General features: G+C 45.4%; 23 protein-coding genes and 1 pseudogene. 21 read left to right on the forward strand and 3 right to left on the reverse strand.

Annotated features, from left to right (window positions below; translation table 11 throughout):
- Positions 1-9: 9 nt before the first annotated feature.
- From M1D94_RS01690 to bacF, 16 genes and pseudogenes are all read left to right on the forward strand, one after another.
- Positions 10-750, forward strand: a complete 741-nt coding sequence (locus tag M1D94_RS01690; RefSeq protein WP_014478328.1) for a sugar phosphate nucleotidyltransferase — start codon at positions 10-12, stop codon at positions 748-750.
- Positions 750-1,697, forward strand: coding sequence for a dTDP-glucose 4,6-dehydratase (gene rfbB, locus M1D94_RS01695; protein WP_456270394.1), 948 nt, complete (start codon positions 750-752; stop codon positions 1,695-1,697). Before M1D94_RS01690 ends, rfbB begins: the two co-directional genes overlap by 1 nt.
- A gap of 13 nt (positions 1,698-1,710) precedes the next feature.
- Complete coding sequence (rfbD, locus tag M1D94_RS01700; RefSeq protein WP_015250965.1) at positions 1,711-2,562, forward strand: dTDP-4-dehydrorhamnose reductase; 852 nt, start codon at positions 1,711-1,713, stop codon at positions 2,560-2,562.
- On the forward strand, positions 2,555-3,010 hold the full coding sequence (locus M1D94_RS01705) for a dTDP-4-dehydrorhamnose 3,5-epimerase family protein (RefSeq protein WP_003222100.1): 456 nt from the start codon (positions 2,555-2,557) through the stop codon (positions 3,008-3,010). Before rfbD ends, M1D94_RS01705 begins: the two co-directional genes overlap by 8 nt.
- A gap of 324 nt (positions 3,011-3,334) precedes the next feature.
- Positions 3,335-3,799: a biofilm surface layer hydrophobin BslB gene (gene bslB / locus M1D94_RS01710; protein ID WP_014478326.1), complete on the forward strand. Its 465-nt coding sequence runs from the start codon at positions 3,335-3,337 to the stop codon at positions 3,797-3,799.
- Positions 3,800-3,975: 176 nt separating this feature from the next.
- The gene (rocG, locus tag M1D94_RS01715; protein ID WP_456270395.1) at positions 3,976-5,250 is read left to right on the forward strand and encodes a glutamate dehydrogenase; all 1,275 of its coding nucleotides are present in this window, start codon (positions 3,976-3,978) and stop codon (positions 5,248-5,250) included.
- A gap of 226 nt (positions 5,251-5,476) precedes the next feature.
- Positions 5,477-7,024: an L-glutamate gamma-semialdehyde dehydrogenase gene (gene pruA / locus M1D94_RS01720; protein ID WP_031315430.1), complete on the forward strand. Its 1,548-nt coding sequence runs from the start codon at positions 5,477-5,479 to the stop codon at positions 7,022-7,024.
- A 73-nt stretch (positions 7,025-7,097) separates the two neighbouring features.
- Entirely contained in the window at positions 7,098-8,798 is a 1,701-nt protein-coding gene (locus tag M1D94_RS01725) for a M20 family metallopeptidase (RefSeq protein WP_163138414.1), read from the forward strand.
- Complete coding sequence (locus tag M1D94_RS01730) at positions 8,798-10,210, forward strand: amino acid permease (protein ID WP_021480909.1); 1,413 nt, start codon at positions 8,798-8,800, stop codon at positions 10,208-10,210. The genes M1D94_RS01725 and M1D94_RS01730 overlap by 1 nt, the downstream gene beginning before the upstream one ends.
- 209 nt (positions 10,211-10,419) lie before the next feature.
- Complete coding sequence (locus M1D94_RS01735; RefSeq protein ID WP_321541435.1) at positions 10,420-11,658, forward strand: MFS transporter; 1,239 nt, start codon at positions 10,420-10,422, stop codon at positions 11,656-11,658.
- A gap of 151 nt (positions 11,659-11,809) precedes the next feature.
- On the forward strand, positions 11,810-12,424 hold the full coding sequence (bacA, locus tag M1D94_RS01740; protein WP_009968341.1) for a prephenate decarboxylase: 615 nt from the start codon (positions 11,810-11,812) through the stop codon (positions 12,422-12,424).
- Positions 12,414-13,122 (forward strand): annotated as a pseudogene (gene bacB, locus M1D94_RS01745) (3-((4R)-4-hydroxycyclohexa-1,5-dien-1-yl)-2-oxopropanoate isomerase). The gene bacA and the pseudogene bacB overlap by 11 nt, the downstream one beginning before the upstream one ends.
- Before the next feature lie 2 nt (positions 13,123-13,124).
- Positions 13,125-13,886: a dihydroanticapsin 7-dehydrogenase gene (gene bacC, locus M1D94_RS01750; protein WP_003243359.1), complete on the forward strand. Its 762-nt coding sequence runs from the start codon at positions 13,125-13,127 to the stop codon at positions 13,884-13,886.
- An 18-nt stretch (positions 13,887-13,904) separates the two neighbouring features.
- Positions 13,905-15,323, forward strand: a complete 1,419-nt coding sequence (gene bacD, locus M1D94_RS01755) for an alanine--anticapsin ligase (RefSeq protein WP_003242921.1) — start codon at positions 13,905-13,907, stop codon at positions 15,321-15,323.
- On the forward strand, positions 15,320-16,504 hold the full coding sequence (gene bacE / locus M1D94_RS01760; protein ID WP_019712823.1) for a bacilysin exporter BacE: 1,185 nt from the start codon (positions 15,320-15,322) through the stop codon (positions 16,502-16,504). Before bacD ends, bacE begins: the two co-directional genes overlap by 4 nt.
- Entirely contained in the window at positions 16,505-17,704 is a 1,200-nt protein-coding gene (gene bacF, locus M1D94_RS01765; RefSeq protein WP_041850400.1) for a transaminase BacF, read from the forward strand. It abuts the gene before it with no gap.
- A 14-nt stretch (positions 17,705-17,718) separates the two neighbouring features.
- Here the strand turns inward: bacF and bacG are convergent, their stop codons facing one another.
- Positions 17,719-18,498, reverse strand: a complete 780-nt coding sequence (bacG, locus tag M1D94_RS01770) for an NADPH-dependent reductase BacG (RefSeq protein WP_103803665.1) — start codon at positions 18,496-18,498, stop codon at positions 17,719-17,721.
- 131 nt (positions 18,499-18,629) lie between these two features.
- Positions 18,630-19,394 (reverse strand): hydrogen peroxide-dependent heme synthase, encoded by a 765-nt coding sequence (gene hemQ / locus M1D94_RS01775; RefSeq protein WP_003242896.1) that lies wholly within the window; start codon positions 19,392-19,394, stop codon positions 18,630-18,632.
- A gap of 269 nt (positions 19,395-19,663) precedes the next feature.
- Between hemQ and pta the strand changes: the two genes are divergently transcribed.
- From pta to M1D94_RS01795, 4 genes are all read left to right on the forward strand, one after another.
- On the forward strand, positions 19,664-20,635 hold the full coding sequence (pta, locus tag M1D94_RS01780) for a phosphate acetyltransferase (protein ID WP_003235941.1): 972 nt from the start codon (positions 19,664-19,666) through the stop codon (positions 20,633-20,635).
- A 144-nt stretch (positions 20,636-20,779) separates the two neighbouring features.
- A complete protein-coding gene (gene cysL, locus M1D94_RS01785) occupies positions 20,780-21,679 on the forward strand; it encodes a cysJI operon transcriptional regulator CysL (protein WP_014481233.1) in 900 nt (299 codons plus the stop codon).
- Positions 21,680-21,727: 48 nt separating this feature from the next.
- Positions 21,728-22,573 carry an octanoyl-[GcvH]:protein N-octanoyltransferase gene (ywfL, locus tag M1D94_RS01790; RefSeq protein WP_021480904.1) on the forward strand — a complete coding sequence of 282 codons (846 nt, stop codon included), beginning with the start codon at positions 21,728-21,730 and terminating at the stop codon, positions 22,571-22,573.
- A 167-nt stretch (positions 22,574-22,740) separates the two neighbouring features.
- The gene (locus tag M1D94_RS01795; protein WP_264379378.1) at positions 22,741-23,631 is read left to right on the forward strand and encodes a carboxylate/amino acid/amine transporter; all 891 of its coding nucleotides are present in this window, start codon (positions 22,741-22,743) and stop codon (positions 23,629-23,631) included.
- 143 nt (positions 23,632-23,774) lie between these two features.
- Here the strand turns inward: M1D94_RS01795 and rsfA are convergent, their stop codons facing one another.
- Positions 23,775-24,551, reverse strand: coding sequence for a prespore-specific transcription regulator RsfA (gene rsfA, locus M1D94_RS01800; protein ID WP_003227516.1), 777 nt, complete (start codon positions 24,549-24,551; stop codon positions 23,775-23,777).
- 215 nt (positions 24,552-24,766) lie between these two features.
- On the opposite strand from rsfA, the gene M1D94_RS01805 reads away from it, so the two are divergent.
- Positions 24,767-24,991 (forward strand): DUF1450 domain-containing protein, encoded by a 225-nt coding sequence (locus M1D94_RS01805; protein WP_003222050.1) that lies wholly within the window; start codon positions 24,767-24,769, stop codon positions 24,989-24,991.
- The last annotated feature ends 98 nt before the right edge of the window (positions 24,992-25,089 follow it).

Genomic DNA, 25,089 nt, shown 5'->3' on the forward strand with positions numbered 1-25,089 from the left:
AGTGTTAATGTGAAAGGTGTTATTTTAGCCGGAGGAAACGGCTCACGCCTTATGCCCTTAACGAAAGCCGTCAACAAGCATTTGCTTCCTGTAGGCCCGTATCCGATGATATACTGGTCGATTATGAAGCTGGAGGAAGCCGGAATAAAAGACATTTTACTCATCAGCCAAAAAGAGCATATGCCGCAATTTTATAAACTGCTTGGAAACGGAGAAGAGCTTGGCGTTACTATCACTTATCAAGTACAGCCGGCAGCATCGGGCATTTCGGATGGGCTGTCTTATGCAAAGCGCTTTACGAAAAAAGAGTCTTTCATTTTATTATTAGGTGATAATATATTTGAAGATTCATTAAAGCCTTATACAGAACGCTTTGAACAGCAGGGGAAAGGAGCAAAAGTGCTTCTGAAAGAAGTTGATGACCCGGAACGCTTCGGGATTGCTGAGATTGATGAGAAAAACAAGCGGATTCGTTCCATCATCGAAAAGCCCGAACAGCCACCGACCAACCTTTGTGTTACCGGCATTTATATGTATGATGCAGAGGTGTTTTCGTATATTGAACAAATATCACCATCAAAGCGCGGCGAGCTGGAAATCACCGATGTGAATAATCTATACATCGAAAACAGCCAGCTTACGTATGATGTGTTATCAGGCTGGTGGGTAGATGCCGGAACTCACGAATCGCTTTATCTCGCTTCCCAGCTTGTACACCAGGCTTTACGGAAAGGACAGGACGAAAAGTGATGGCAAAATCATATTTAATTACAGGCGGGGCCGGCTTCATCGGGCTCACGTTTACAAAGCTCATGCTGAGGGAAACGGAAGCGCGCATTACCGTTTTAGATAAACTGACGTACGCCAGCCACCCGGAGGAAATGGAAAAATTAAAGCAAAACAGCCGTTTTCGCTTTGTAAAAGGGGACATCAGCGTTCAGGAGGATATCGACCGCGCTTTTGACGAGACCTACGATGGCGTCATTCACTTCGCAGCAGAATCGCATGTGGACAGAAGCATTTCCCAAGCGGAGCCGTTTATCACCACAAATGTCATGGGGACATACCGATTGGCGGAAGCGGTCTTGAAAGGAAAAGCCAAGAAGCTGATTCATATTTCAACAGATGAGGTATACGGGGATTTAAAAGCGGATGATCCCGCGTTTACAGAAACGACGCCGCTTTCTCCTAATAACCCATACTCAGCCAGCAAAGCAAGCTCTGATTTGCTCGTGTTGTCTTATGTGAAAACCCACAAGCTTCCGGCCATCATTACACGATGCAGCAACAATTACGGACCTTATCAGCACAGCGAAAAAATGATTCCGACGATTATCCGTCATGCGAAGCAGGGCCTGCCTGTTCCGCTGTATGGCGATGGACTCCAGATCCGAGACTGGCTGTTTGCGGAGGATCATTGCCGCGCGATCAAGCTGATTTTAGAAAAAGGGACCGACGGCGAGGTGTATAACATCGGAGGCGGAAATGAACGCACGAATAAAGAGCTGGCGAGTGCCATTTTGAAGCATCTGGGCTGTGAGGAATTGTTCGCCCACGTGGAAGACCGAAAAGGGCATGACCGGCGCTATGCGATCAATGCATCAAAGCTGAAAAACGAACTGGGCTGGCGGCAGGAAGTGACGTTTGAAGAAGGCATTGCGCGTACGATTCAGTGGTATACAGACAATGACCGATGAGAAGGTGATCTGATTGACAAAGGTATTGGTGACTGGGGCGGGAGGACAGCTTGGCTTGGAACTATGCCGCCAGCTGAAGCAAGCCGGATATGAGGTCATTGCGTTAACAAAGAAGATGATGAACATTGCTGACCAGCGCTCAGTACGGCATTCGTTTGGCCATTATCAGCCGGATATCGTGGTCAATAGCGCCGCGTTTACGTCGGTTGATCAATGCGAGAAAGAGCTTGATAAAGCGTACTTGATTAACGGAATCGGCGCTTATTATACAGCGCTTGAGTCAACCCGCATCGGAGCTCAATATGTTCATATCAGCACGGACTATGTATTCAATGGGAAAGGAACCCAGCCATATAGGGAAGACGATCCCCTCGATCCGAAAACCATTTATGGCAAAAGCAAAAGGCTCGGAGAAGAACTGATACGATTAACGACAAAAGACAGCACGATCATCAGAACATCGTGGGTGTACGGACATGGCGGCAGTAATTTCGTTGAAACCATGCTGAAGCTTGCTGAAACGAAACAAGAGCTTCGGGTTGTCAGCGATCAAATTGGTTCGCCGACTTATACGAAGGATTTAGCAGAAGCGGTCATCAAACTGTTCAGCCATCCGCCGGGCATCTATCATGTCAGCAATTCAGGCATATGCAGCTGGTATGAGTTTGCGACGGCAATTATGGAAGAAAGCGGGCTGGAAACAGCCATTTTGCCTGTAACGACAGAGGAATACGGGAACAAAACGCCCCGTCCGGCTTACTCTGTGCTGAGCCATCGGGCCATTGAAGAAGCCGGCATCCGTCCCCGCCACTGGCGGGAAGCGTTACGGGAGTATTTGCAGGAAAGGAGCAGTGCGTGTGATTGATGGAGTCAAGGTAAAAAAATTGACGAAGCATAGCGATGACAGAGGCTTTTTTGCTGAGCTGGTCCGGGACGATGAGAATCTCCTTGAGCATTTTGGGCAGGCCTCTTGGTCGAAAAGCTATCCGGGTGTGATTAAGGCATTTCATTATCATGAGAAGCAGGATGATCTCTGGTTCTTCCCAACCGGCCACGCTCAGGTTGTCCTATACGATCTTCGAGAGGATTCAAAGACAAAAGGAGAAACGGACGTCTATTATATGGGCGAAGACAACCCGATGCTGTTATTAATCCCAAAAGGGGTGGCTCACGGATACAGAGTGCTGGGAGAGACGCCGCTGACAATTATCTATTTTACCACCATGTCGTATAACCCGGATCAGCCTGATGAAAAAAGAATTCCGTGGAATGATGAGACGATCGGTTTTAACTGGAACACTGAATTCAGATAAAAATAGGAACGTGATCAATCGAAGAGCAGAGGCATCTTCGACTTTTTTTGTCCTTTTTTAAAATAGGATAAAAGATAGGAAATGTCAGGCGGATGTTACTAGAAAAAGAGAGAGAAATCGTCCATTTGAACCTTGTATAAACAGGAAGGAATTCTCAATGAATTCCAAGTGTTAATATTCCTTAAAAAGCATTTACTTCCATGGAAAATGATGATAGATTAATTTTTAAGAAAAAGAAACTGGTAATTCGCGAATTACGAAAAGGCGCTTTTTCTGCAGAGGACGCTCTGGCCAAATTTCAACAATCAAATAGGGGGAAATGTCATGTTAAAAAGAACTTCATTCGTATCTTCATTATTCATCAGTTCAGCTGTTTTACTATCAATCTTACTTCCTTCGGGCCAAGCTCATGCACAGTCTGCATCAATCGAGGCAAAAACAATTAACAGCACGAAAGAGTGGACCACTTCTGATATTGAAGTGACATATAAACCAAATGCGGTGCTTTCTCTCGGAGCGGTAGAATTTCAATTTCCTGACGGGTTTCATGCTACGACAAGAGATTCAGTGAATGGAAGAACACTGAAAGAAACACAGATTTTAAACGATGGAAAAACAGTCAGACTCCCGCTTACGCTTGATTTGTTAGGCGCATCCGAATTTGACCTCGTCATGGTGCGCAAAACCCTTCCGCGCGCAGGCACTTACACGATTAAAGGCGATGTAGTAAACGGTTTGGGAATCGGCAGTTTAAATGCTGAAACGCAGCTTGTGATTGACCCTCGTTAATAAATAGATTTTTAATCAGAGACTGAGATGTTTTCAGTCTCTTTTTTGTTGATAAAAAAAGCTGGTACGGATCTTGCATGATGATAAGGGTGAATCCAATGCAGAAAGGAATTGGCGGGCTGATTTTTTAAAGCGCTTACATTACAGCCGGCCAAAAAAACAATGAGGTGAAAAAGATGTCAGCAAAGCAAGTCTCGAAAGATGAGGAAAAAGAAGCTCTAAATTTATTTCTGTCTACCCAAACAATCATTAAGGAAGCCCTTCGGAAGCTGGGTTATCCGGGCGATATGTATGAACTCATGAAAGAGCCGCAGAGAATGCTCACTGTCCGCATTCCGGTCAAAATGGACAATGGGAGCGTCAAAGTGTTCACAGGCTACCGGTCACAGCACAATGATGCTGTCGGTCCGACAAAGGGGGGCGTACGTTTCCATCCAGAAGTCAATGAAGAGGAAGTAAAGGCGTTATCCATTTGGATGACGCTCAAATGCGGGATTGCCAATCTTCCTTACGGCGGCGGGAAGGGCGGTATTATTTGTGATCCGCGGACAATGTCATTTGGAGAACTGGAAAGGCTGAGCAGGGGGTATGTCCGTGCCATCAGCCAGATCGTCGGTCCGACAAAGGATATTCCAGCTCCAGATGTATACACAAATTCGCAGATTATGGCGTGGATGATGGATGAGTACAGCCGGCTGCGGGAATTCGATTCTCCGGGCTTTATTACAGGTAAACCGCTTGTTTTGGGAGGATCGCAAGGACGGGAAACGGCGACGGCACAGGGCGTCACGATTTGTATTGAAGAGGCGGTGAAGAAAAAAGGGATCAAGCTGCAAAACGCGCGCATCATCATACAGGGCTTTGGAAACGCGGGTAGCTTCCTGGCCAAATTCATGCACGATGCGGGCGCGAAGGTGATCGGGATTTCTGATGCCAATGGCGGGCTCTACAACCCGGACGGCCTTAATATTCCTTATTTGCTCGATAAACGGGACAGCTTCGGTATGGTCACCAACTTATTTACTGACATCATCACAAATGAGGAGCTGCTTGAAAAGGATTGCGATATTTTAGTGCCTGCCGCGATTTCCAATCAAATCACAGCCAAAAACGCACATAACATTCAGGCGTCAATTGTTGTCGAAGCGGCGAACGGCCCGACAACCATTGATGCCACTAAGATCCTGAATGAAAGAGGCGTGCTGCTTGTGCCGGATATCCTGGCGAGTGCTGGCGGCGTCACGGTTTCTTATTTTGAATGGGTGCAAAACAACCAAGGATATTATTGGTCAGAAGAAGAGGTTGCAGAAAAACTGAGAAACGTCATGGTCAGCTCGTTCGAAACAATTTATCAGACAGCGGCAACACATAAAGTGGATATGCGTTTGGCGGCTTACATGACGGGCATCAGAAAATCGGCAGAAGCATCGCGATTCCGCGGATGGGTCTAATTTGAGAAGCCTCCGCAAAATAATTTTGCGTTTGTTTTTTGCCTAAAGAGCAAAAATCGCAAAATAAATTTGCGTTCAAGATCGGAAATAGAGAAAGATGATCACCTGTTAGACAAATTTCTGTTCGATTCAACAAGTTTTTTCAGCAAAAGACAAGAAAATGGCATGATTCTTGCATTTTTATTCATATGCGAAGATATATTTCATAACACGAGGGGGACTACATATGACAGTCACATACGCGCACGAACCATTTACCGATTTTACGGAAGCAAAGAATAAAACTGCATTTGGGGAGTCATTGGCCTTTGTAAACACTCAGCTCGGCAAACATTATCCGCTTGTCATAAATGGAGAAAAAATTGAAACGGACCGCAAAATCATTTCCATTAACCCGGCAAATAAAGAAGAGATCATTGGGTACGCGTCTACAGCAGATCAAGAGCTTGCTGAAAAAGCAATGCAAGCCGCATTACAGGCATTTGATTCCTGGAAAAAACAAAGACCGGAGCACCGCGCGAATATTCTCTTTAAGGCAGCGGCTATTTTGCGCAGAAGAAAGCATGAATTTTCAAGCTATCTTGTGAAGGAAGCGGGAAAACCGTGGAAGGAAGCAGATGCGGACACGGCTGAAGCGATAGACTTTTTAGAGTTCTATGCGCGCCAAATGTTAAAGCTCAAGGAAGGGGCTCCGGTGAAGAGCCGTGCTGGCGAGTTCAATCAATATCATTACGAAGCGCTTGGCGTCGGCATCGTCATTTCTCCATTTAACTTCCCGCTCGCAATTATGGCGGGAACAGCGGCGGCAGCGATTGTGACAGGAAATACGATTCTCTTAAAACCGGCTGACGCAGCCCCGGTAGTGGCAGCAAAATTTGTCGAGGTCATGGAGGAAGCGGGCCTGCCAAACGGCGTTCTGAATTACATTCCGGGAGATGGAGCGGAGATCGGTGATTTCTTAGTTGAGCATCCGAAGACACGGTTTGTCTCATTTACAGGTTCCCGTGCAGTCGGCTGCCGGATTTATGAGCGAGCCGCCAAAGTGCAGCCGGGCCAAAAATGGCTCAAACGGGTAATTGCAGAAATGGGCGGAAAAGACACAGTGCTTGTCGACAAGGACGCTGATCTTGACCTTGCTGCATCCTCTATCGTGTATTCAGCATTTGGATATTCAGGACAGAAGTGTTCTGCGGGCTCCCGCGCGGTCATCCATCAGGATGTTTATGATGATGTGGTGGAAAAAGCTGTGGCGCTGACCAAAACGCTGACTGTCGGCAATCCAGAAGATCCTGATACGTATATGGGTCCCGTGATTCATGAAGCATCCTACAACAAAGTGATGAAATACATTGAAATCGGCAAATCTGAAGGCAAGCTATTGGCCGGCGGAGAAGGCGATGATTCAAAAGGCTACTTTATTCAGCCGACGATCTTTGCAGATGTTGATGAAAACGCCCGCTTGATGCAGGAAGAAATTTTCGGTCCGGTTGTTGCGATTTGCAAAGCGCGTGATTTCGATCATATGCTGGAGATTGCCAATAACACGGAATACGGATTAACAGGCGCGCTTCTGACGAAAAACCGTGCGCACATTGAACGGGCGCGCGAGGATTTCCATGTCGGAAACCTATATTTTAACAGAGGATGTACCGGAGCAATTGTCGGCTATCAGCCGTTCGGCGGTTTTAATATGTCAGGAACAGACTCAAAAGCAGGGGGTCCCGATTACTTAATTCTTCATATGCAAGCCAAAACAACGTCCGAAGCTTTTTGATTTGAGAGAAATAAAATCGTGCGATTCTTTAGAGGATCGCACGATTTCAACTTTTTGATCAGGAGGACAATTTATGCAGTATACAAAAATCAGTCACATGAATCCGGCTGAAAGAGTGGAGGCGCTGACAGCATCTCTGGTCAGCCTCAGCAGCGTGAACGGCACCGTTGGAGAAGGGACAAAAGCAGATTTCATCAAAGAAGTGATCACGAGCTATCCATATTTTCAGGAAAACCCCAGTCATGTGTGGGAACAGGCCATTCCCAATGACCCATACAATCGCAAAAATATTTTTGCGTTTATTAAAGGACATGGAGAAAGCCGAAATACAGTCATTTACCATGCCCATCTGGATACAGTTGGAATTGAAGATTTCGGCCCTTTAAAGGATATCGCTTTTGATTGTGAGAAATTGGCCGAGTATTTCAGCCGCTATGAGTTCGATCAGGATGTTCAGCGGGATGCCAAATCAGGCGATTGGATGTTCGGAAGAGGATCTGTCGATATGCAAAGCGGCATCGCCGTGCATTTAGCCAATCTCCTGCATTTTTCGGAGAACCTTGAGACGTTGCCGGGAAATGTATTGTTTATGGCCAATCCCGATGAGGAGAGCCAGCATTCGGGCATTCTCGCCAGCATTTCAGAGCTGAACCGGCTAAAAAAAGAAAAACAGCTTCACTATTTGGCTGCTATTAATACGGATTTTATTACCCCGCTTTACGATGGTGATCAGACAAGATATATCTATACCGGAGCCGCGGGAAAACTGCTGCCGTGCTTTTACATCCACGGGCGGGAAGTCCATGTTGGCGATACACTGGCAGGGATTGACCCGAATTTCATTTCATCTGAAATCACAAGCCGTCTCCACAATAACATCCATCTGGCAGAAAAGGTTGAAGGGGAGTTGGTTCTGCCACCATCCTGTTTGTATCAGCGTGATAACAAGGAATCCTATAATGTGCAAACGGCTGTCAGCACCAGCTTGTATTTCAATTGTTTTATTTATGAAAGAACAGCAAAAGAAATGATGGATTTGCTTATTGAAGTCACTGAGGAAGCATGCCGAGAGACACAACAAAAATTATCAGATTATTATGAAGAATATGCAAAAAGAGCCAACCTGCCAAAGAAACATTTATCATGGGACATTCAAGTGTATAGCCTGGAGCAATACTTAGAAAAGCTGAGAAACCGGGGGATTGATCCCGAGCAGTGTATCGAGCAGACATTCAAAGCCAACGAGCACCTTGAACTTCGCATGAGATGCTTTCAGGCAATCGAAGAGCTTCAAAAGCTTGACCCCGATCAAGGCGCAAAAGTCATTCTATTTTACGCACCTCCTTACCTGCCGCATAACTATTTGAAAGAAGATAGCACAAGAGATCAGCTTTTGCAGCATGTGATTAAAGAAGCGGCTGACAAAACAGCTGAATCGACAGGCGAAACATTTGTCTTCAAAAAGTTTTTCCCCTACTTGGCAGACGGCAGTTTTTTATCACTGCACGAAACCGATGGCGAAATTGATTCTTTTATCAGGAACTTTCCTGGGTGGAATAGGATTGGGACCATTCCGTTCAAAGACATACGCAAGCTGAATATTCCATCCATTAATATGGGTGTGTACGGAAAAGACGGCCATAAATGGACAGAACGAGTCTATAAACCGTACACATTTCATGTATTGCCTCTCCTCATACAGCAAACCACCGTTCACCTTTTGCAGAGCTACCGGATGACCATCACGGCAAAAGAATCAAAGGGGGAAGGATGATGCAGAATCATAAAAATGAATTGCAGCGCAGCATGAAAAGCAGGCATTTGTTTATGATTGCTTTGGGAGGGGTGATTGGCACTGGGCTGTTTCTAGGCTCTGGCTTTACCATTAGCCAGGCGGGACCGCTCGGCGCCATTGCCGCTTATATCATCGGCGGATTTTTAATGTATCTCGTCATGCTTTGTTTAGGAGAATTGGCTGTTGCCATGCCGGTGGCCGGATCGTTTCAGGCCTACGCCACTAAATTTCTGGGACCGTCGACAGGCTTTATGATTGGCTGGCTGTATTGGTTCAGCTGGGCGAATACAGTGGGGTTAGAGCTGACGTCAGCAGGCATTTTGATGCAAAGGTGGCTGCCCTCCGTTCCGATCTGGATATGGTGCCTCGTGTTCGGCATCGTCATCTTTTTGATTAATGCGCTCTCTGTCAGAAGCTTTGCAGAAATGGAATTTTGGTTTTCAAGCATCAAAGTGGCGGCGATCATATTATTTATTGTGATTGGCGGAGCCGCTGTGTTTGGCTTGATTGACTTTAAAGGCGGACAGGAGACACCCTTTTTGTCTAACTTTATGACTGATAGAGGACTTTTCCCTAATGGGGTGCTGGCCGTTATGTTTACGCTGGTCATGGTGAACTTCTCCTTTCAGGGAACGGAGCTTGTCGGCATTGCGGCAGGGGAAAGTGAAAGCCCGGAAAAAACACTGCCAAAGTCCATTCGAAATGTCATTTGGCGCACGCTGTTTTTCTTTGTGCTCGCTATGTTCGTCTTGGTTGCCATCCTTCCGTACAAAACGGCGGGGGTGATTGAAAGCCCATTTGTAGCGGTACTCGATCAAATCGGCATCCCATTTTCGGCAGATATCATGAACTTTGTCATCTTAACAGCCATTTTATCTGTTGCTAATTCGGGGTTGTATGCGGCGTCGCGTATGATGTGGTCACTTTCATCAAATCAAATGGGTCCATCCTTTCTCACCAGACTGACAAAAAAAGGCGTGCCGATGAATGCCCTGCTGATTACGTTGGGCATTTCAGGCTGTTCGCTGCTGACAAGTGTCATGGCCGCAGAAACAGTGTATTTATGGTGTATCTCAATCTCGGGCATGGTGACAGTTGTCGCGTGGATGTCCATTTGTGCGTCGCAATTTTTCTTTCGCAGACGTTTCCTTGCTGAAGGCGGAAATGTGAATGATCTGGAGTTCAGAACGCCGCTTTATCCGCTAGTCCCGATGCTCGGATTTTGTTTATATGGCTGCGTGTTGATCAGCCTTATTTTCATTCCGGATCAAAGAATCGGCTTATACTGCGGTGTGCCGATCATTATTTTCTGCTATGCATACTATCATCTAAGCATCAAAAAGCGTATAAATCATGAACCGATTGAAAAAAAGCAGACAGAGGCGCAATAGAAAAAGCTCTCCGGGAGGCCGGAGAGCTTTTTCTACGTGTTACATCCTCATGTATTTTTAGAATGAAATATAGAAATATATAATGGGGTTTAAATGAAAATAATAAATGTTATAAAGATTTCGTTCGAATTGTAAATAATGAAAAAACAATGCTAAACTATAATACAACTTTATGATAAGAAGATTATGGAAGAGGTGTTTGAGAAAGAATGAACAGCAATCAAAACAATGACATCAAAACAAAACATCATTTTCCGTTATTGTTGGCACTGGCTTTAACGATGGGGGTATTTGCAGCCGGATCTGAAGAGCTTGTGATCTCACCGCTGCTGCCGGATTTAGCAAAAGCCTTCAGCTCAGATGTCAGTGTCCTTGCATTATCTATCAGTATTTACGGCATTATGATTTTTATCGGTGCGCCGCTTTTGGTTCCATTAGGCGATAAATACTCCAGAGAACTGAGCTTATTGGCCGGGCTTATGATCTTTATCATAGGAACGGTGATATGCGCTTTGGCTCAAAATATTTTTTTCTTCTTTTTAGGCCGGGCGCTCTCGGGATTGGCTGCGGGAGCGTTTGTTCCGACCGCATACGCAGTTGTCGGTGATCGTGTTCCTTATACATACCGGGGCAAGGTGATGGGACTGATCGTTTCAAGCTGGTCGCTGGCGCTGATTTTCGGAGTGCCGCTCGGATCATTTATCGGCGGCGTCCTGCATTGGAGATGGACGTTTTGGATTTTCGCCTTGATGGGCGTTTTAGTTGTCCTGCTGATTCTCCTTGAAATGCGCCGCCATGCCCAACATAAAAACAGCGGCAAGGAAGAAATAGAAGAGCCGGCAGGAACATTCCGGGATGCGCTGAAAGTTCCTCGTGTACCTGTTTATATCACGATAACCTTTTGTAATATGATTGGTTTTTACGGTATGTATTCCTTTTTAGGCACCTATCTTCAGGACGTTTTTACCGGAGGAAACACGGCTGCGGGCTTATTTATCATGATTTATGGAATCGGGTTTTCCATGAGTGTGATTACAGGAAGGATAGCCGACCGCATCGGAAAAATGCGCTCCCTTTTGATTGCGTTGGGGGTCATCAGCGTACTGCTGGCGTGTTTACCATATGCGCCGGCGTCAATGTTTCTGTTAATCGTCAGCCTATTTATTTGGGGATTAATGCAAAGTTTGACGGTGACGCTGCTCAGCTCCATTTTGAGTAACTGCTCAGAGCGTCATCGCGGAAAAGTCATGGTGTTTTACAGCCTCGCCTCGAATCTGGCCGTGACATTAGGTTCTGCTTTAATGGGACCCGTTTATGTGGCATACGGCTATGCAGCTGTCGGATTGATTTGCGCAGCCATCACAGTCCTCGGATTTGTGCTCAGTATATTCGCATATAAAAAGTACGGCAAACTTGAGCAGAAGGCCGATCAGTCCTTATCTCAATAAACAAAGTTTCTAAACTCCTATAATTAAAAACCCTTTATAAAGGGTTTTTTTGTTTGTATGGGAATAATTATCAATATTTTCAAAAAACATTGACAGTTCAATTGCCGCTGGATAAAATTTACTTAAAATTTTAAAAGATTGGTTGGTGCTCATGATTATATTGGATAATAGCATTCAGACAAAAAAAAGAACTGATTCACTATCCAAACTCATTACAGTCAACACGCTCGGCCCTGAGGGGACAAGCAGTGAGTACGCAGCAAAGCATTTCATTTCCAATTTTACTCTTCTACAAGGGCTGAACAGTAAATTGTCCTTGCATGATACTTTTGAATCATGCATCGAAAGGACGCTCCAAAGCCCGCTGGAATATACCATCGTCCCACATGCTTACGATGGCATTAAGCATTTCTACATGAGGCCGGATTTGCAGCTATTGCAGATCTTCAGGTGCGATACACCGATGTACGGCCTGGCTGTTCGTCCTGATTTTGAATTCAGAGACGATATGCTTGATACATCTGTTATTGTTTCACATCCTTCACCTATTAATTTAATAAAATATTTTACCCGCAAAGATGTTCGTTTCAAACTAGTCAATTCAACCAGTCAAGCCGCAAGAAAAGTAAAAGAAGGTTTGTATGACATTGCCTTAACCAATGAGCTTGCACGGCAAAAGTACGGGCTAACCTTTGTAAAAACATTCAAAAGCATTCCAATGAGCTGGTCATTATTTGGAAAAGGAGACGTTGATGATGAAAACTAAAGAAGATATGCAGGAGCTTTATTTCCCGACACCGAAATTAATTGAATGGGAAAACGGAGTGAGGCAGTATTCAACCGTACGAGGGGATACTGAAGTATTAATGTCTTACGTCCCGCCGCATACCAATGTTGAACCCCATCAGCATAAGGAGGTCCAAATCGGCATGGTCGTTTCTGGCGAGCTGATGATGACTGTCGGAGATGTGACAAGAAAAATGACAGCCTTGGAATCTGCCTATATCGCGCCGCCGCATGTGCCTCACGGGGCAAGAAACGACACAGACCAAGAAGTGATTGCTATTGATATCAAGCGGCTGAAAGCTGATGAAACATATACAAGTCCTGAGGACTACTTTTTGGATATTTTCAAAACAAGAGACCTGCTGCCGGGCATGGAAGTCACGTTCTTTGTTGAGGATTGGGTAGAAATTATGCTTGCCAAAATCCCTGGAAATGGCGGAGAAATGCCTTTCCATAAACATCGGAATGAACAAATCGGCATCTGCATCGGCGGCGGCTATGACATGACGGTCGAAGGCTGCACAGTCGAGATGAAATTCGGCACAGCCTATTTCTGTGAGCCTCGTGAAGATCACGGTGCCATCAACCGTTCGGAAAAAGAATCAAAATCGATTAATATCTTCTTCCCGCCGCGCTACAACAGAGCAAAAGCAAAAAAAAATGAAGGCGGATGAATGATCATGAACCTCACCGATAAAACCGTCCTCATAACAGGAGGCGCATCAGGCATTGGTTATGCTGCGGTTCAGGCTTTTTTGGGCCAGCAGGCCAATGTGGTTGTGGCGGATATTGATGAAGCGCAGGGAGAAGCAATGGTACGAAAAGAAAATAATGACAGGCTGCACTTTGTGCAAACGGACATTACAGACGAAGCTGCCTGCCAGCACGCAGTTGAATCGGCGGTTCATACATTTGGCGGACTCGATGTCTTGATTAATAATGCAGGCATCGAAATCGTGGCGCCTATTCACGAGATGGAGCTCAGCGATTGGAACAAGGTGCTGCAAGTCAATTTGACCGGCATGTTTTTAATGAGCAAACATGCACTCAAGCATATGCTGGCCGCCGGCAAGGGCAACATCATTAATACGTGCTCTGTCGGCGGACTCGTGGCATGGCCTGATATTCCTGCCTATAACGCCAGCAAAGGCGGGGTTTTGCAGCTGACTAAATCAATGGCCGTTGATTATGCGAAGCATCAAATTCGCGTGAACTGCGTATGCCCGGGGATCATCGACACACCGCTGAATGAAAAATCATTCCTTGAAAATAACGAAGGCACACTTGAAGAGATCAAAAAAGAAAAGGCGAAGGTAAATCCGCTGCTGAGGCTTGGGAAACCTGAAGAAATCGCAAACGTGATGCTGTTTTTAGCCTCGGATTTATCAAGCTATATGACCGGAAGCGCCATCACCGCAGACGGAGGATACACCGCACAATAGAGAAGGAGTGTTTTACATATGGAGAGAAAAACAGTATTGGTCATCGCTGATCTTGGAGGCTGCCCGCCGCACATGTTTTATAAAAGCGCTGCTGAAAAATATAACCTGGTCAGCTTTATTCCAAGACCTTTTGCAATTACAGCCTCCCATGCAGCATTGATTGAAAAATACTCGGTCGCGGTCATAAAAGATAAAGACTATTTTAAGAGTTTAGCTGATTTTGAGCATCCTGACTCCATTTATTGGGCGCATGAGGATCATAACAAGCCTGAGGAAGAGGTCGTCGAGCAAATCGTCAAGGTTGCCGAAATGTTTGGGGCGGATGCCATCACAACAAACAATGAATTATTCATTGCTCCGATGGCGAAAGCCTGTGAACGTCTGGGCCTGAGAGGTGCCGGCGTGCAGGCAGCCGAAAATGCCAGAGATAAAAATAAAATGAGGGACGCTTTTAATAAGGCCGGAGTCAAATCGATCAAAAACAAACGAGTCACAACTCTCGAAGATTTCCGTGCTGCTCTTGAAGAGATCGGCACACCTCTTATCTTAAAGCCTACATACTTAGCGAGTTCAATCGGTGTAACGCTGATTACGGACACTGAGACGGCAGAAGATGAATTTAACAGAGTCAATGACTATCTGAAATCAATTAACGTGCCAAAGGCGGTTACGTTTGAAGCGCCGTTTATCGCTGAAGAATTTTTACAGGGTGAGTACGGAGACTGGTATCAAACAGAAGGGTACTCCGACTATATCAGTATAGAAGGCATCATGGCTGACGGTGAGTATTTCCCGATCGCCATTCATGATAAAACGCCGCAAATCGGGTTTACAGAGACATCCCACATTACGCCGTCCATTCTGGATGAAGAGGCAAAAAAGAAAATTGTCGAAGCTGCCAAAAAGGCAAATGAAGGGCTTGGCCTGCAAAATTGCGCAACACATACAGAGATCAAGCTAATGAAAAACAGAGAACCGGGTTTAATTGAATCGGCAGCCAGATTTGCCGGCTGGAATATGATCCCTAACATTAAAAAGGTTTTCGGCCTTGATATGGCGCAATTATTATTAGATGTCCTCTGTTTCGGAAAAGACGCCGATCTGCCGGACGGATTATTGGATCAAGAGCCTTATTATGTTGCCGACTGCCATTTGTACCCGCAGCATTTCAAACAAAATGGCCAAATTCCTGAAACTGCTGAGGATTTGGTCATTGAAGCGATCGATATTCCGGACGGGCTTTTAAAAGGGGATACTGAAATCGTTTCTTTTTCGGCCGCAGCACCAGGCACTTCAGTTGATTTGACATTGTTTGAAGCTTTCAATTCCATTGCTGCATTTGAACTGAAAGGCAGTAATTCACAGGATGTGGCTGAATCAATCAGACAAATTCAGCAGCATGCAAAGCTGACGGCAAAGTATGTGCTGCCAGTATGAAACAGCTGAAACCCAACTCTAAATACTTGCTTTACGGGCAGGCGCTATCGTTCATGGGAGACTATTGTGTTCTCCCTGCCCTGCTCATTTTGTCTACATATTATCACGATTATTGGGTGACGTCCGGGGTCATCGTGGTCAGAAGCATTCCGATGGTGTTTCAGCCGTTTTTGGGGGTTCTGGTCGACCGGTTAGACAGAATTAAGATCATGCTGTGGACGGATATCATCAGAGGCATCATCTTTTTGGGGCTCACATTTCTTCCAAAAGGCGAGTATCCGCTGATTTTTCTGGCCCTGCTGTTTATTTCTTATGGAAGCGGCGTGTTTTTTAATCCCGCCCGTCTCGCTGTCATGTCGTCCTTGGAATCAGATATTAAAAGCATCAACACGTTATTTGCAAAAGCGACAACCATCTCCATTATCGTCGGGGCGGCTGCCGGAGGGCTCTTTCTGTTAGGGGGATCTGTAGAGCTGGCTGTTGCCTTTAACGGTGTGACATACCTGGTTTCGGCATTTTTTATCAGCCGTATCAAGCTGCAATTTGTGCCGATTCAATCTGAAAACATTAAAGAGGCCTTTCAGTCTTTTAAGGAAGGACTCAAGGAAATCAAAACCAATGCATTCGTATTAAACGCCATGTTTACGATGATTACAATGGCTTTGCTGTGGGGAGTTGTGTACAGCTATTTTCCGATTGTCAGCCGCTTTTTGGGTGACGGGGAAATCGGCAACTTTATTCTCACGTTCTGCATCGGTTTCGGCGGCTTTATCGGAGCGGCGCTTGTCGGCAAATGGGGCTTTAACAATAATAGAGGCCTGACGTACTTTACCGTTTTATCCATTGTCTCGCTGGCGCTGTTTTTATTCACGCCGATTTTCGCTGTTTCTGTCATCGCGGCGATCCTCTTTTTCATCGCGATGGAATACGGGGAAGTGCTTGCAAAAGTGAAGGTTCAGGAAAATGCGGCAAACCAGATTCAAGGGCGCATTTTTTCAGTGGCTGAAGCGTCTATCGGATTATGCATTTCTATTGGTTCAATGTTCATTAACATCCTCAGCGCTCCGGTCATTATGGGGCTGATTGTCGTGATCGTATGCGGTTTGTTTCTGCATACGAAGCTCGTCAACAAATCGTTTTTGGAACGGGATAACAAAACGGAGCAAAAAGGAGTCTTTTAGATGGAAATAACACCGTCCGATGTCATCAAGACACTTCCAAGGCAGGAGTTTTCTCTCGTTTTTCAAAAGGTAAAGGAATTGGAAAAAACGGGGGCCCATATCATTAATCTCGGACAGGGGAACCCTGACCTTCCCACTCCGCCGCATATTGTGGAGGCTTTGCGGGAGGCGTCCTTGAATCCTTCGTTTCATGGATACGGCCCTTTCAGGGGCTATCCTTTTTTGAAGGAAGCAATCGCTGCTTTCTATAAAAGAGAATACGGCGTGACAATCAATCCTGAAACGGAGGTCGCGCTTTTCGGAGGCGGGAAAGCCGGTTTGTATGTGCTGACACAATGCCTGCTCAATCCGGGAGACATCGCTTTAGTCCCGAATCCAGGCTACCCTGAATATTTATCAGGGATTACGATGGCGCGAGCTGAGCTTTACGAAATGCCGCTGTATGAAGAAAATGGCTATCTGCCGGATTTTGAAAAGATTGATCCAGCCGTGCTGGAAAAAGCGAAGCTTATGTTTTTAAACTATCCGAACAACCCCACTGGAGCTGTGGCTGATGCGGCTTTTTATGCAAGAGCTGCTGCTTTTGCAAAAGAGCATCATATCCATTTGATTCATGATTTTGCATACGGAGCGTTTGAATTCGATCAAAAACCGGCCAGCTTTCTTGAGGCAGAGGATGCCAAAATTGTCGGAGCAGAGCTTTATTCATTTTCAAAAACATTTAACATGGCCGGCTGGAGAATGGCGTTTGCGGTTGGGAACGAAAAGATCATTCAGGCTGTCAATGAATTTCAGGATCATGTATTTGTCGGCATGTTCGGCGGGCTGCAGCAGGCAGCGAGTGCGGCGCTTTCTGGAGATCCGGAGCATACGGAATCGTTGAAACGAATTTATAAGGAACGAATTGACTTTTTTACGGCGCTTTGCGAAAAGGAACTGGGCTGGAAGATGGAAAAGCCAAAAGGAACCTTTTACGTATGGGCTGAAATTCCGAATACGTTTGAGACATCTCACCAATTTTCCGATTACTTGCTGGAGCATGCCCATGTCGTAGTCACACCGGGCGAAATTTTTGGAAGCAACGGAAAAAGGCATGTCAGAATCTCAATGGTGTCGAAGCAGGAGGATCTGAGGGAATTTGTCATGCGGATTCAAAAGCTGAACCTGCCGTTCGGGTCATTACAAGAAACATCCCGCTAAAAAGCGGGATGTTTTTATATGCTTTTCATGCTGCCGCCATCAGCGGAAATTTGCTGTCCCGTGATGTAGGAGGCTTCCTCAGAGGCAAGAAATGCGGCGAGCGCTGCGGTTTCTTCGGCTGATCCGACCCGTTTCATCGGAATCCCGGAAGCAATCTGTTCTTCTGCTTTCTGTTTGGATATGCTGTTCTTTTTCATCACATTTTCCACAAATTGATGATAACGGTCTGTAGCGATAAAACCAGGATTCAGACAGTTGACAGTAATGTTGTGAGGAGCAAGCTGGATGGAAATATTTTTACTGGCGTTAATTAAAGCGGCATTCATCATACTGTTTGTGAACATGTTGGCGCCGGGTTCCTTCCACAGATTTCCGACAATGTTGATGATTCTGCCAAACTCGTTTTGTTTCATCAGTGAGGAAGCACGCTTGATTGCGTCAATATAGGCAACGGTCTTTTGAGTGAACGTGGCCGTCATATCCTCTATATTGCAGTTATCAAATGTGTCAGGCGCGCCGCCCGGGATATTATTAATCAGAACATCAAGCCGTTCGCATTGAGATTCGATTGCCTGAAAAATGGCCGCTCTCGTATGCTGGTCAGACATATCGCCCGCAAGGACAATGACGCTCGCCTCAGGATGCTTGACCAAAATGTCTTCTTTGACAGATTCAATATTATCCAAATTTCGCGAATTAATGACGAGGGAAAAATGCTGGTCTGCTAATTTCAGAGCGATTGCTTTCCCGATCCCTTGACTGGCTCCCATAACAAATGCGGTTCGTTTTGACAAATAACTGCACCCCTTTGAAAAAATTGGATTATTATCTACATCGTAAGAAAAAACGAAGAAAATAGCAAATTTTATTTAAATTCTGATAAAGGAGAATTAAAAAACTCCCGCCGGATGGGCGGGAGGGGATATTATACATATAGGAATTGAGGAAGTGTATCAAGCGAAAGGTGATTGCCGACAAAGAATGAACCAAATTCGCCATAGCGAGCGCTGACTTCGTCAAAACGCATTTCGTACACTAGCTTCTTGAATTGAAGGACATCATCGCTGAATAATGTAACGCCCCACTCGTAATCGTCAAAGCCGACAGAGCCGGTGATGATCTGTTTGACTTTGCCCGCATAGCTGCGGCCGATTAAACCGTGGCTTCTCATCAAGTTTCTGCGTTCCTCCATTGAAAGCATATACCAGTTGTCGTTGCCGGATCTTCTTTTATCCATTGGATAGAAGCATACATATTTTGATTCCGGCAGTTCAGGGTAAAGGCGCGCGCGCACATGCGGATTTTCGTAAGGATCGCCGTCACCGCTTGCCAAGTAGTTGCTCAGCTCTACCACTGATACGTAGGAGTATGCCGGAATGGTGAATTCAGCAAGTCTTGATTTGTTGAATTCAAGCTCAATTTGATTTAATTCTTCCATTGTAGGACGAAGGATCATCAGCATAAAATCAGCTTTTTGGCCGACGATGCTGTAAAGAGTTTGCGATCCTTTTCCTTCTTTTTGGGCTACGCCCCATTTTTCAAGCAACCCGGTGAATTCATGTATGATAGATTGGCGCTCATCACTGGACAGAAGCTTCCAGGAAGCCCAATCCATTGTGCGGAAATCATGAAGCGCATACCAGCCGTCAAGCGTTTTTGCCGCTTCATTCGTCATTTGCTGTTCACTCATTTATCTTCACTCCCATTATCTTTTCATGATTGCCTTCACTATACCATAGTTTATCCGATTCTACTGTGGAGAAACCTTGAACATCCCTTCCGTATAACTCCAACAAAATAGAAGAACCTATAAAGGAAGATTGAGTCACTTAAATTAGTTAGAAAAATAAGATTTTTTTATGAAAGCGCTATAATGAAAGTTGGCTGTTTGAATTTGATTGGAAGAAGAGTATGCTAGTAAAAGAAAGCGTTTTTGTAACTTTTTGAGGAGGTTTTATTGTGGCAGATTTATTTTCAACAGTGCAAGAAAAAGTAGCTGGAAAAGACGTTAAAATTGTATTTCCTGAAGGCTTAGACGAGCGTATTTTAGAAGCGGTCAGCAAGCTTGCAGGAAACAAAGTGCTGAATCCGATTGTGATCGGCAATGAAAATGAGATCCAAGCAAAAGCAAAAGAATTGAACCTTACGCTGGACGGCGTTAAGATTTATGATCCTCATACATATGAAGGCATGGAAGACCTTGTACAAGCATTCGTAGAACGCCGCAAAGGCAAAGCGACTGAAGAACAGGCTCGTAAAGCATTATTAGACGAGAACTACTTCGGTACAATGCTGGTGTATAAAGGACTTGCAGACGGACTTGTAAGCGGAGCTGCTCACTCAACTGCTGACACTGTCCGCCCGGCTCTTCAAATCATCAAAACAAAAGAAGGCGTGAAAAAGACTTCCGGCGTGTTCATCATGGCTCGCGGAGAAGAGCAATACGTATTCGCAGATTGTGCGATCAACATTGCGCCTGACAGCCAAGATCTTGCCGAGATTGCGATCGAAAGTGCCAATACGGCAAAAATGTTCGACATTGAGCCTCGCGTGGCAATGCTCAGCTTCTCTACAAAAGGCTCAGCAAAATCTGATGAAACAGAAAAAGTAGCGGATGCAGTGAAAATCGCGAAAGAAAAAGCGCCTGAACTGACTCTTGATGGCGAATTCCAATTTGATGCTGCATTTGTTCCATCTGTAGCTGAGAAAAAAGCGCCGGATTCTGAGATCAAAGGGGACGCTAACGTATTCGTATTCCCAAGCCTTGAAGCAGGAAACATCGGCTATAAAATCGCTCAGCGTTTGGGCAACTTTGAAGCGGTAGGACCAATCCTGCAAGGTTTAAATATGCCTGTAAACGACCTTTCAAGAGGATGTAACGCTGAAGATGTTTACAATCTCGCATTAATTACAGCGGCGCAAGCACTGTAATAAAAATGAAGACGATGGCAGCTCTCGACCGAGGGCTGCCTTTTTGCGCTTCCGTATAGCCTTCTTTACCAAGACGGATGATATGAGTACAATAAAGAAAACTAATCATAACCATATATTTCATTAATGACAGGGGTGGGGTTTTTGTATTACGACGTGCTGAAAACGTTTATAGCGGTGGTAGAAGAAAAAAACTTCACAAAAGCGGCGGAAAAGCTGATGATCTCCCAGCCCAGCGTCAGTCTGCATATCAAAAATCTTGAGAAAGAATTTCAAACGGCTCTTCTGAACAGGTCGCCAAAACACTTTACGACAACACCGACAGGAGACATTTTATATCAAAGAGCAAAGCAAATGGTGTTTCTCTACGAACAAGCCAAGGCTGAAATCTATGCGCATCATCACTATGTGAAGGGTGAATTGAAAATAGCTGCAAGCTTTACAATCGGTGAGTATATTCTTCCGCCGCTATTGGCCCAGCTGCAAAAGCTGTATCCAGAGCTGAACCTCGATGTCATGATTGGCAATACAGAGGAGGTCAGCGAGCGTGTGCGGATGCTTCAGGCTGATATCGGGCTGATTGAAGGACATACAAACGAGAATGAGCTGGAAATTGAACCGTTCATGGAGGATGAAATGTGCATTGCCGCTCCAAATCAGCATCCGCTCGCCGGGCGGAAAGAGATTTCGATCAGCGATTTGCAGAACGAAGCGTGGGTGACAAGAGAGAAAGGCTCCGGGACGAGAGAATATCTCGATCATGTACTCAGTTCAAATGGACTTCGGCCGAAATCAATGTTCACCATCAGCAGCAATCAAGGTGTAAAGGAAGCGGTGATTAACGGCATGGGACTTTCTGTTCTATCCAGAAGCGTACTGCATAAGGATTTGATCCACCGCGAAATTTCAATTCTGCATATTAAAGATTTCTCGTTAAAGCGCAAGCTGTCTTACATTCATTCTCCTCTCATGGAGAATACAAAAAATAAAGAAATTTTTATTACGATGCTGAAAAGCAATTATCAATCACAGCTGCTGAAATGATATAATAGTTTTCGTTCAATAAGCCTAACATGAAAGGGTTTTACATAGATGGCAAACCAACCGATTGATTTACTGATGCAGCCGAAATGGAGAGTCATTGACCAATCCAGTCTCGGCCCTTTATTTGATGCGAAGCAATCCTTCGCAATGGATGATACGCTGTGCATGTCCGTCGGAAAAGGCGTGTCGCCGGCGACAGCGCGCTCATGGGTGCACCACGATACAATTGTCCTTGGAATACAGGATACACGCCTCCCGTTTTTGCAGGATGGCATCTCCTTGCTGGAGAGCGAAGGATACCGTGTGATCGTACGCAATTCCGGCGGTCTTGCCGTCGTATTGGATGACGGTGTTTTAAATATCTCTCTCATATTCGAGGACGAAAAGAAAGGCATCGATATAGACAAAGGATATGAAGCGATGGTCGAGCTGATGAGACGAATGCTGAGACCGTACAACGCAAAGATCGAAGCCTATGAAATTGAAGGGTCTTATTGTCCCGGCAGCTATGACCTCAGTATAAATGGCAAAAAGTTCGCCGGCATCTCTCAGAGACGCGTTCGCGGCGGAGTCGCTGTTCAAATTTATCTCTGTGCGGATAAAAGCGGCAGTGAAAGGGCCGACTTGATCAGACGATTCTATCAAGCGGCGCTGAAAGACAAACAAAACGATAAAAAAGGCGTCTATCCGGAAATACGTCCGGAAACGATGGCGTCCTTAAGTGAGCTTCTGCAAAAAGACATCTCCGTACAAGACTTAATGTTCGCTTTATTGACGGAATTAAAAGCGTTAAGCACTCATCTTTACTCTGCCGGACTGTCCACTGATGAGGAAATGGAATTTGAGAAAAACCTCGTCCGGATGGCTGAGCGGAATGCAAAGGTATTTGGGTGAACGTTCTTCGCATGCCGGCTGTATATGCCGGCATGCATTTTTTATCACAAGCGGCATTTTACCCCAATAATCTTATTTTCAGATAAATCCTTCTTACATACAGATAACCACAGCAAAAAGAAAAACGATAAAATGACATCAGCATCCATATTAAAGGGGAGAGGCAGATGAAAGGGAATATTTACAGCCTTTTTGTATTGATTGCGGCTTTTTTCTGGGGGACCACGGGAACCGTTCAGGCATTGGCTCCAGAAAGCGCCACACCGCTGGCATTTGGAGCGTTCAGGTTATTAATAGGAGGAAGCGCCATGCTGCTTGCGGTTTGGATCAGCCGGGAGCTTCACGTGAAAAATTGGTCATGGCCGCTCGTATTTTTAGCCGCTGTTTGTATGGCGTGTTACCAGCCGCTGTTTTTCACAGCGGTTAAAGAAACGGGAATTGCAGTGGGAACTGTGATTGCCATCGGCAGTGCGCCTATCATTGCCGGGACCCTCGAATGGGCTGTATTGAAGAAACGCCCGCGAAACTCCTGGTGGATTGCGACTGTGCTGGCTTTAACGGGTTGCTGGCTTCTGTTTTCCGACAGTTCCAATGTTCGGATTAATGTGGCTGGTGTTCTTATGGCGCTTGGAGCGGGTGCTTCTTTTGCAGGCTATACGCTCATCAGTAAAGCGATGATGAAAACCCAGCCTCCTCGAGCGACCTCTGCCGTTGTATTCATGCTCAGCGCCATCTTGCTGACGCCGCTATTATGGCAGTCAGATATCTCGTGGATATGGACCCCTAGAGGACTGGGAACAAGCCTTTACATCGGGTTAATTGCAACATGTGCCGCATACTTTTTGTTTGCGAAAGGGCTTACCGGGGTTCCGGCCTCGGCGGCGGTCACGCTGTCTTTAGCGGAACCGCTGACGGCTTCATTGCTTGGCGTGTTTTTCATAGGGGAAATGCTTTCGCCTTCCTCGTGGCTGGGCATTGCGCTTATGATGCTGGGGCTTTTGGTCATTTCTGCTGCGCCTCGAAAACAAAAAACGGCCGAGGCAGCTCACATGTCTTAATAGATTCACATAAGCTTCGCCTCATTTTACAAGAATAGCTGATCCGGCTGCAAAATGAGGAAATTCTCTTTTCTCAATAGAAAAGGGGATTTTGTACATGGCGAAAATCCCAAAACAGCTGCCCGTTTTGGGATTTTTCTATGTCATTCCGCTAATTTTTCTAAATTGCCGTTCCGGTCCATTTTGAAGGACGGAGAGGCATGTTCATCTTCTTCAAATAAAACTAGCTTTCTGGCTCTGTTCATAATTTTCACCAAGGTTTCATAATCTTCTTGGATCGTTTTTTGGTCTTTTTCAAGCTTTTGAACTTCTGCCTCTAGCTGCTCTGTTTTGTTTTGCAATTCCTGATTTTCTTTCTTTAAACGCTCGTTTTCCATTTTTAATGCTGATGATTGTTCGTTATTGCCTTCGTAATTCTGCAGGAAGCGGATCACATCATTCATCGTCATCTCAGGCGCAGCTGCAGGCGTTTGAGGAGACAATAAGTGTGATAGACTAGCTAACTCTTCCTTAAAGCTTTCATCAACAAAAGGCATATGTTCGCCAGACATTAAAGGTTGCTCATTTTCGACAGAAGGTGTTTCCGTTTTAACCGGCTCTTCTGCAGCGGTTTCTTGAATGATTTCAGGATCCACGGCAGGAGGCTGATATAATAATCTTTTTTTCGCAGGCTGCCCGTTTCCGAGCGCTCTCATCCGCTGTTTTCGTTGTTTCTTCGCAAGCTGAAGCGCTTTTTCATATTGATGGCGGACCACTGCGTTCCATCTGAATCCGCAGGCTGCAGATGTCCGGTTTAATTTATCGCCGACTTCTTCAAAGGCGTTCAGCTGAGTGCTGCCCTCCCTCACATGCCGAAGCACTGTTTCGGCTAAAAGCAGATCGTTTTCCTCTGACCAAGCGTCTTGTCGCTGTTTTGTCATTTATCTCAACTCCCATTTTTCTTTTCATGGTATTAGAATGTCCAGGTTGGAAAATATTTATACAAATTGGCTGAAAGAATAGGAGATACGAAGGGTGGACCGGCTTGCAGGAACAGTCGAATCCTTGTAAAATGAAGAGTGATGTGATTTTTTTTTGAAACGTGATTTTAGGTTATTCACATAGATGAACATAGAAATGAAGGGAAGCGTACGTCATGGCTAATGAATTTCGAGTGTGTGATGATTGCCAAGCCACTAATATCAAAACATTGCTGCCGCGTTTGAAAGAAGTGGACCCGGACGCAAAGGTTGAGGTAGGATGCCAATCTTATTGCGGGCCCGGACGGAAAAAATCATTTGCTTTTGTGAACAATCGCCCGCTGTCAGCTCCGACAGAGGATGAGCTGATTGACAAAGTAAAAAAGAAAATAAAAAAGTAAAAACATATTTTTTCTTAGCCTCGGCCCTCAGGTCAGGCTTTTTTGCTTCACAAGATGTGTTTTTCATGAAGATGGAACAAATCGCCGGGCAAATTCAA

Source organism: Bacillus sp. JZ109, assembly GCF_053903135.1.

What these genes read in the sequence shown, in the direction of transcription:
- rfbB (WP_456270394.1), top strand. Translation starts at nt 750, where the DNA reads ATGGCAAAATCATATTTAATTACAGGCGGGGCCGGCTTCATCGGGCTC.
- bslB (WP_014478326.1), top strand. Translation starts at nt 3,335, where the DNA reads ATGTTAAAAAGAACTTCATTCGTATCTTCATTATTCATCAGTTCAGCT.
- rocG (WP_456270395.1), top strand. Translation starts at nt 3,976, where the DNA reads ATGTCAGCAAAGCAAGTCTCGAAAGATGAGGAAAAAGAAGCTCTAAAT.
- pruA (WP_031315430.1), top strand. Translation starts at nt 5,477, where the DNA reads ATGACAGTCACATACGCGCACGAACCATTTACCGATTTTACGGAAGCA.
- M1D94_RS01725 (WP_163138414.1), top strand. Translation starts at nt 7,098, where the DNA reads ATGCAGTATACAAAAATCAGTCACATGAATCCGGCTGAAAGAGTGGAG.
- M1D94_RS01730 (WP_021480909.1), top strand. Translation starts at nt 8,798, where the DNA reads ATGCAGAATCATAAAAATGAATTGCAGCGCAGCATGAAAAGCAGGCAT.
- M1D94_RS01735 (WP_321541435.1), top strand. Translation starts at nt 10,420, where the DNA reads ATGAACAGCAATCAAAACAATGACATCAAAACAAAACATCATTTTCCG.
- bacA (WP_009968341.1), top strand. Translation starts at nt 11,810, where the DNA reads ATGATTATATTGGATAATAGCATTCAGACAAAAAAAAGAACTGATTCA.
- bacC (WP_003243359.1), top strand. Translation starts at nt 13,125, where the DNA reads ATGAACCTCACCGATAAAACCGTCCTCATAACAGGAGGCGCATCAGGC.
- bacD (WP_003242921.1), top strand. Translation starts at nt 13,905, where the DNA reads ATGGAGAGAAAAACAGTATTGGTCATCGCTGATCTTGGAGGCTGCCCG.
- bacE (WP_019712823.1), top strand. Translation starts at nt 15,320, where the DNA reads ATGAAACAGCTGAAACCCAACTCTAAATACTTGCTTTACGGGCAGGCG.
- bacF (WP_041850400.1), top strand. Translation starts at nt 16,505, where the DNA reads ATGGAAATAACACCGTCCGATGTCATCAAGACACTTCCAAGGCAGGAG.
- hemQ (WP_003242896.1), bottom strand. Translation starts at nt 19,394, where the DNA reads ATGAGTGAACAGCAAATGACGAATGAAGCGGCAAAAACGCTTGACGGC.
- ywfL (WP_021480904.1), top strand. Translation starts at nt 21,728, where the DNA reads ATGGCAAACCAACCGATTGATTTACTGATGCAGCCGAAATGGAGAGTC.
- M1D94_RS01795 (WP_264379378.1), top strand. Translation starts at nt 22,741, where the DNA reads ATGAAAGGGAATATTTACAGCCTTTTTGTATTGATTGCGGCTTTTTTC.
- rsfA (WP_003227516.1), bottom strand. Translation starts at nt 24,551, where the DNA reads ATGACAAAACAGCGACAAGACGCTTGGTCAGAGGAAAACGATCTGCTT.
- M1D94_RS01805 (WP_003222050.1), top strand. Translation starts at nt 24,767, where the DNA reads ATGGCTAATGAATTTCGAGTGTGTGATGATTGCCAAGCCACTAATATC.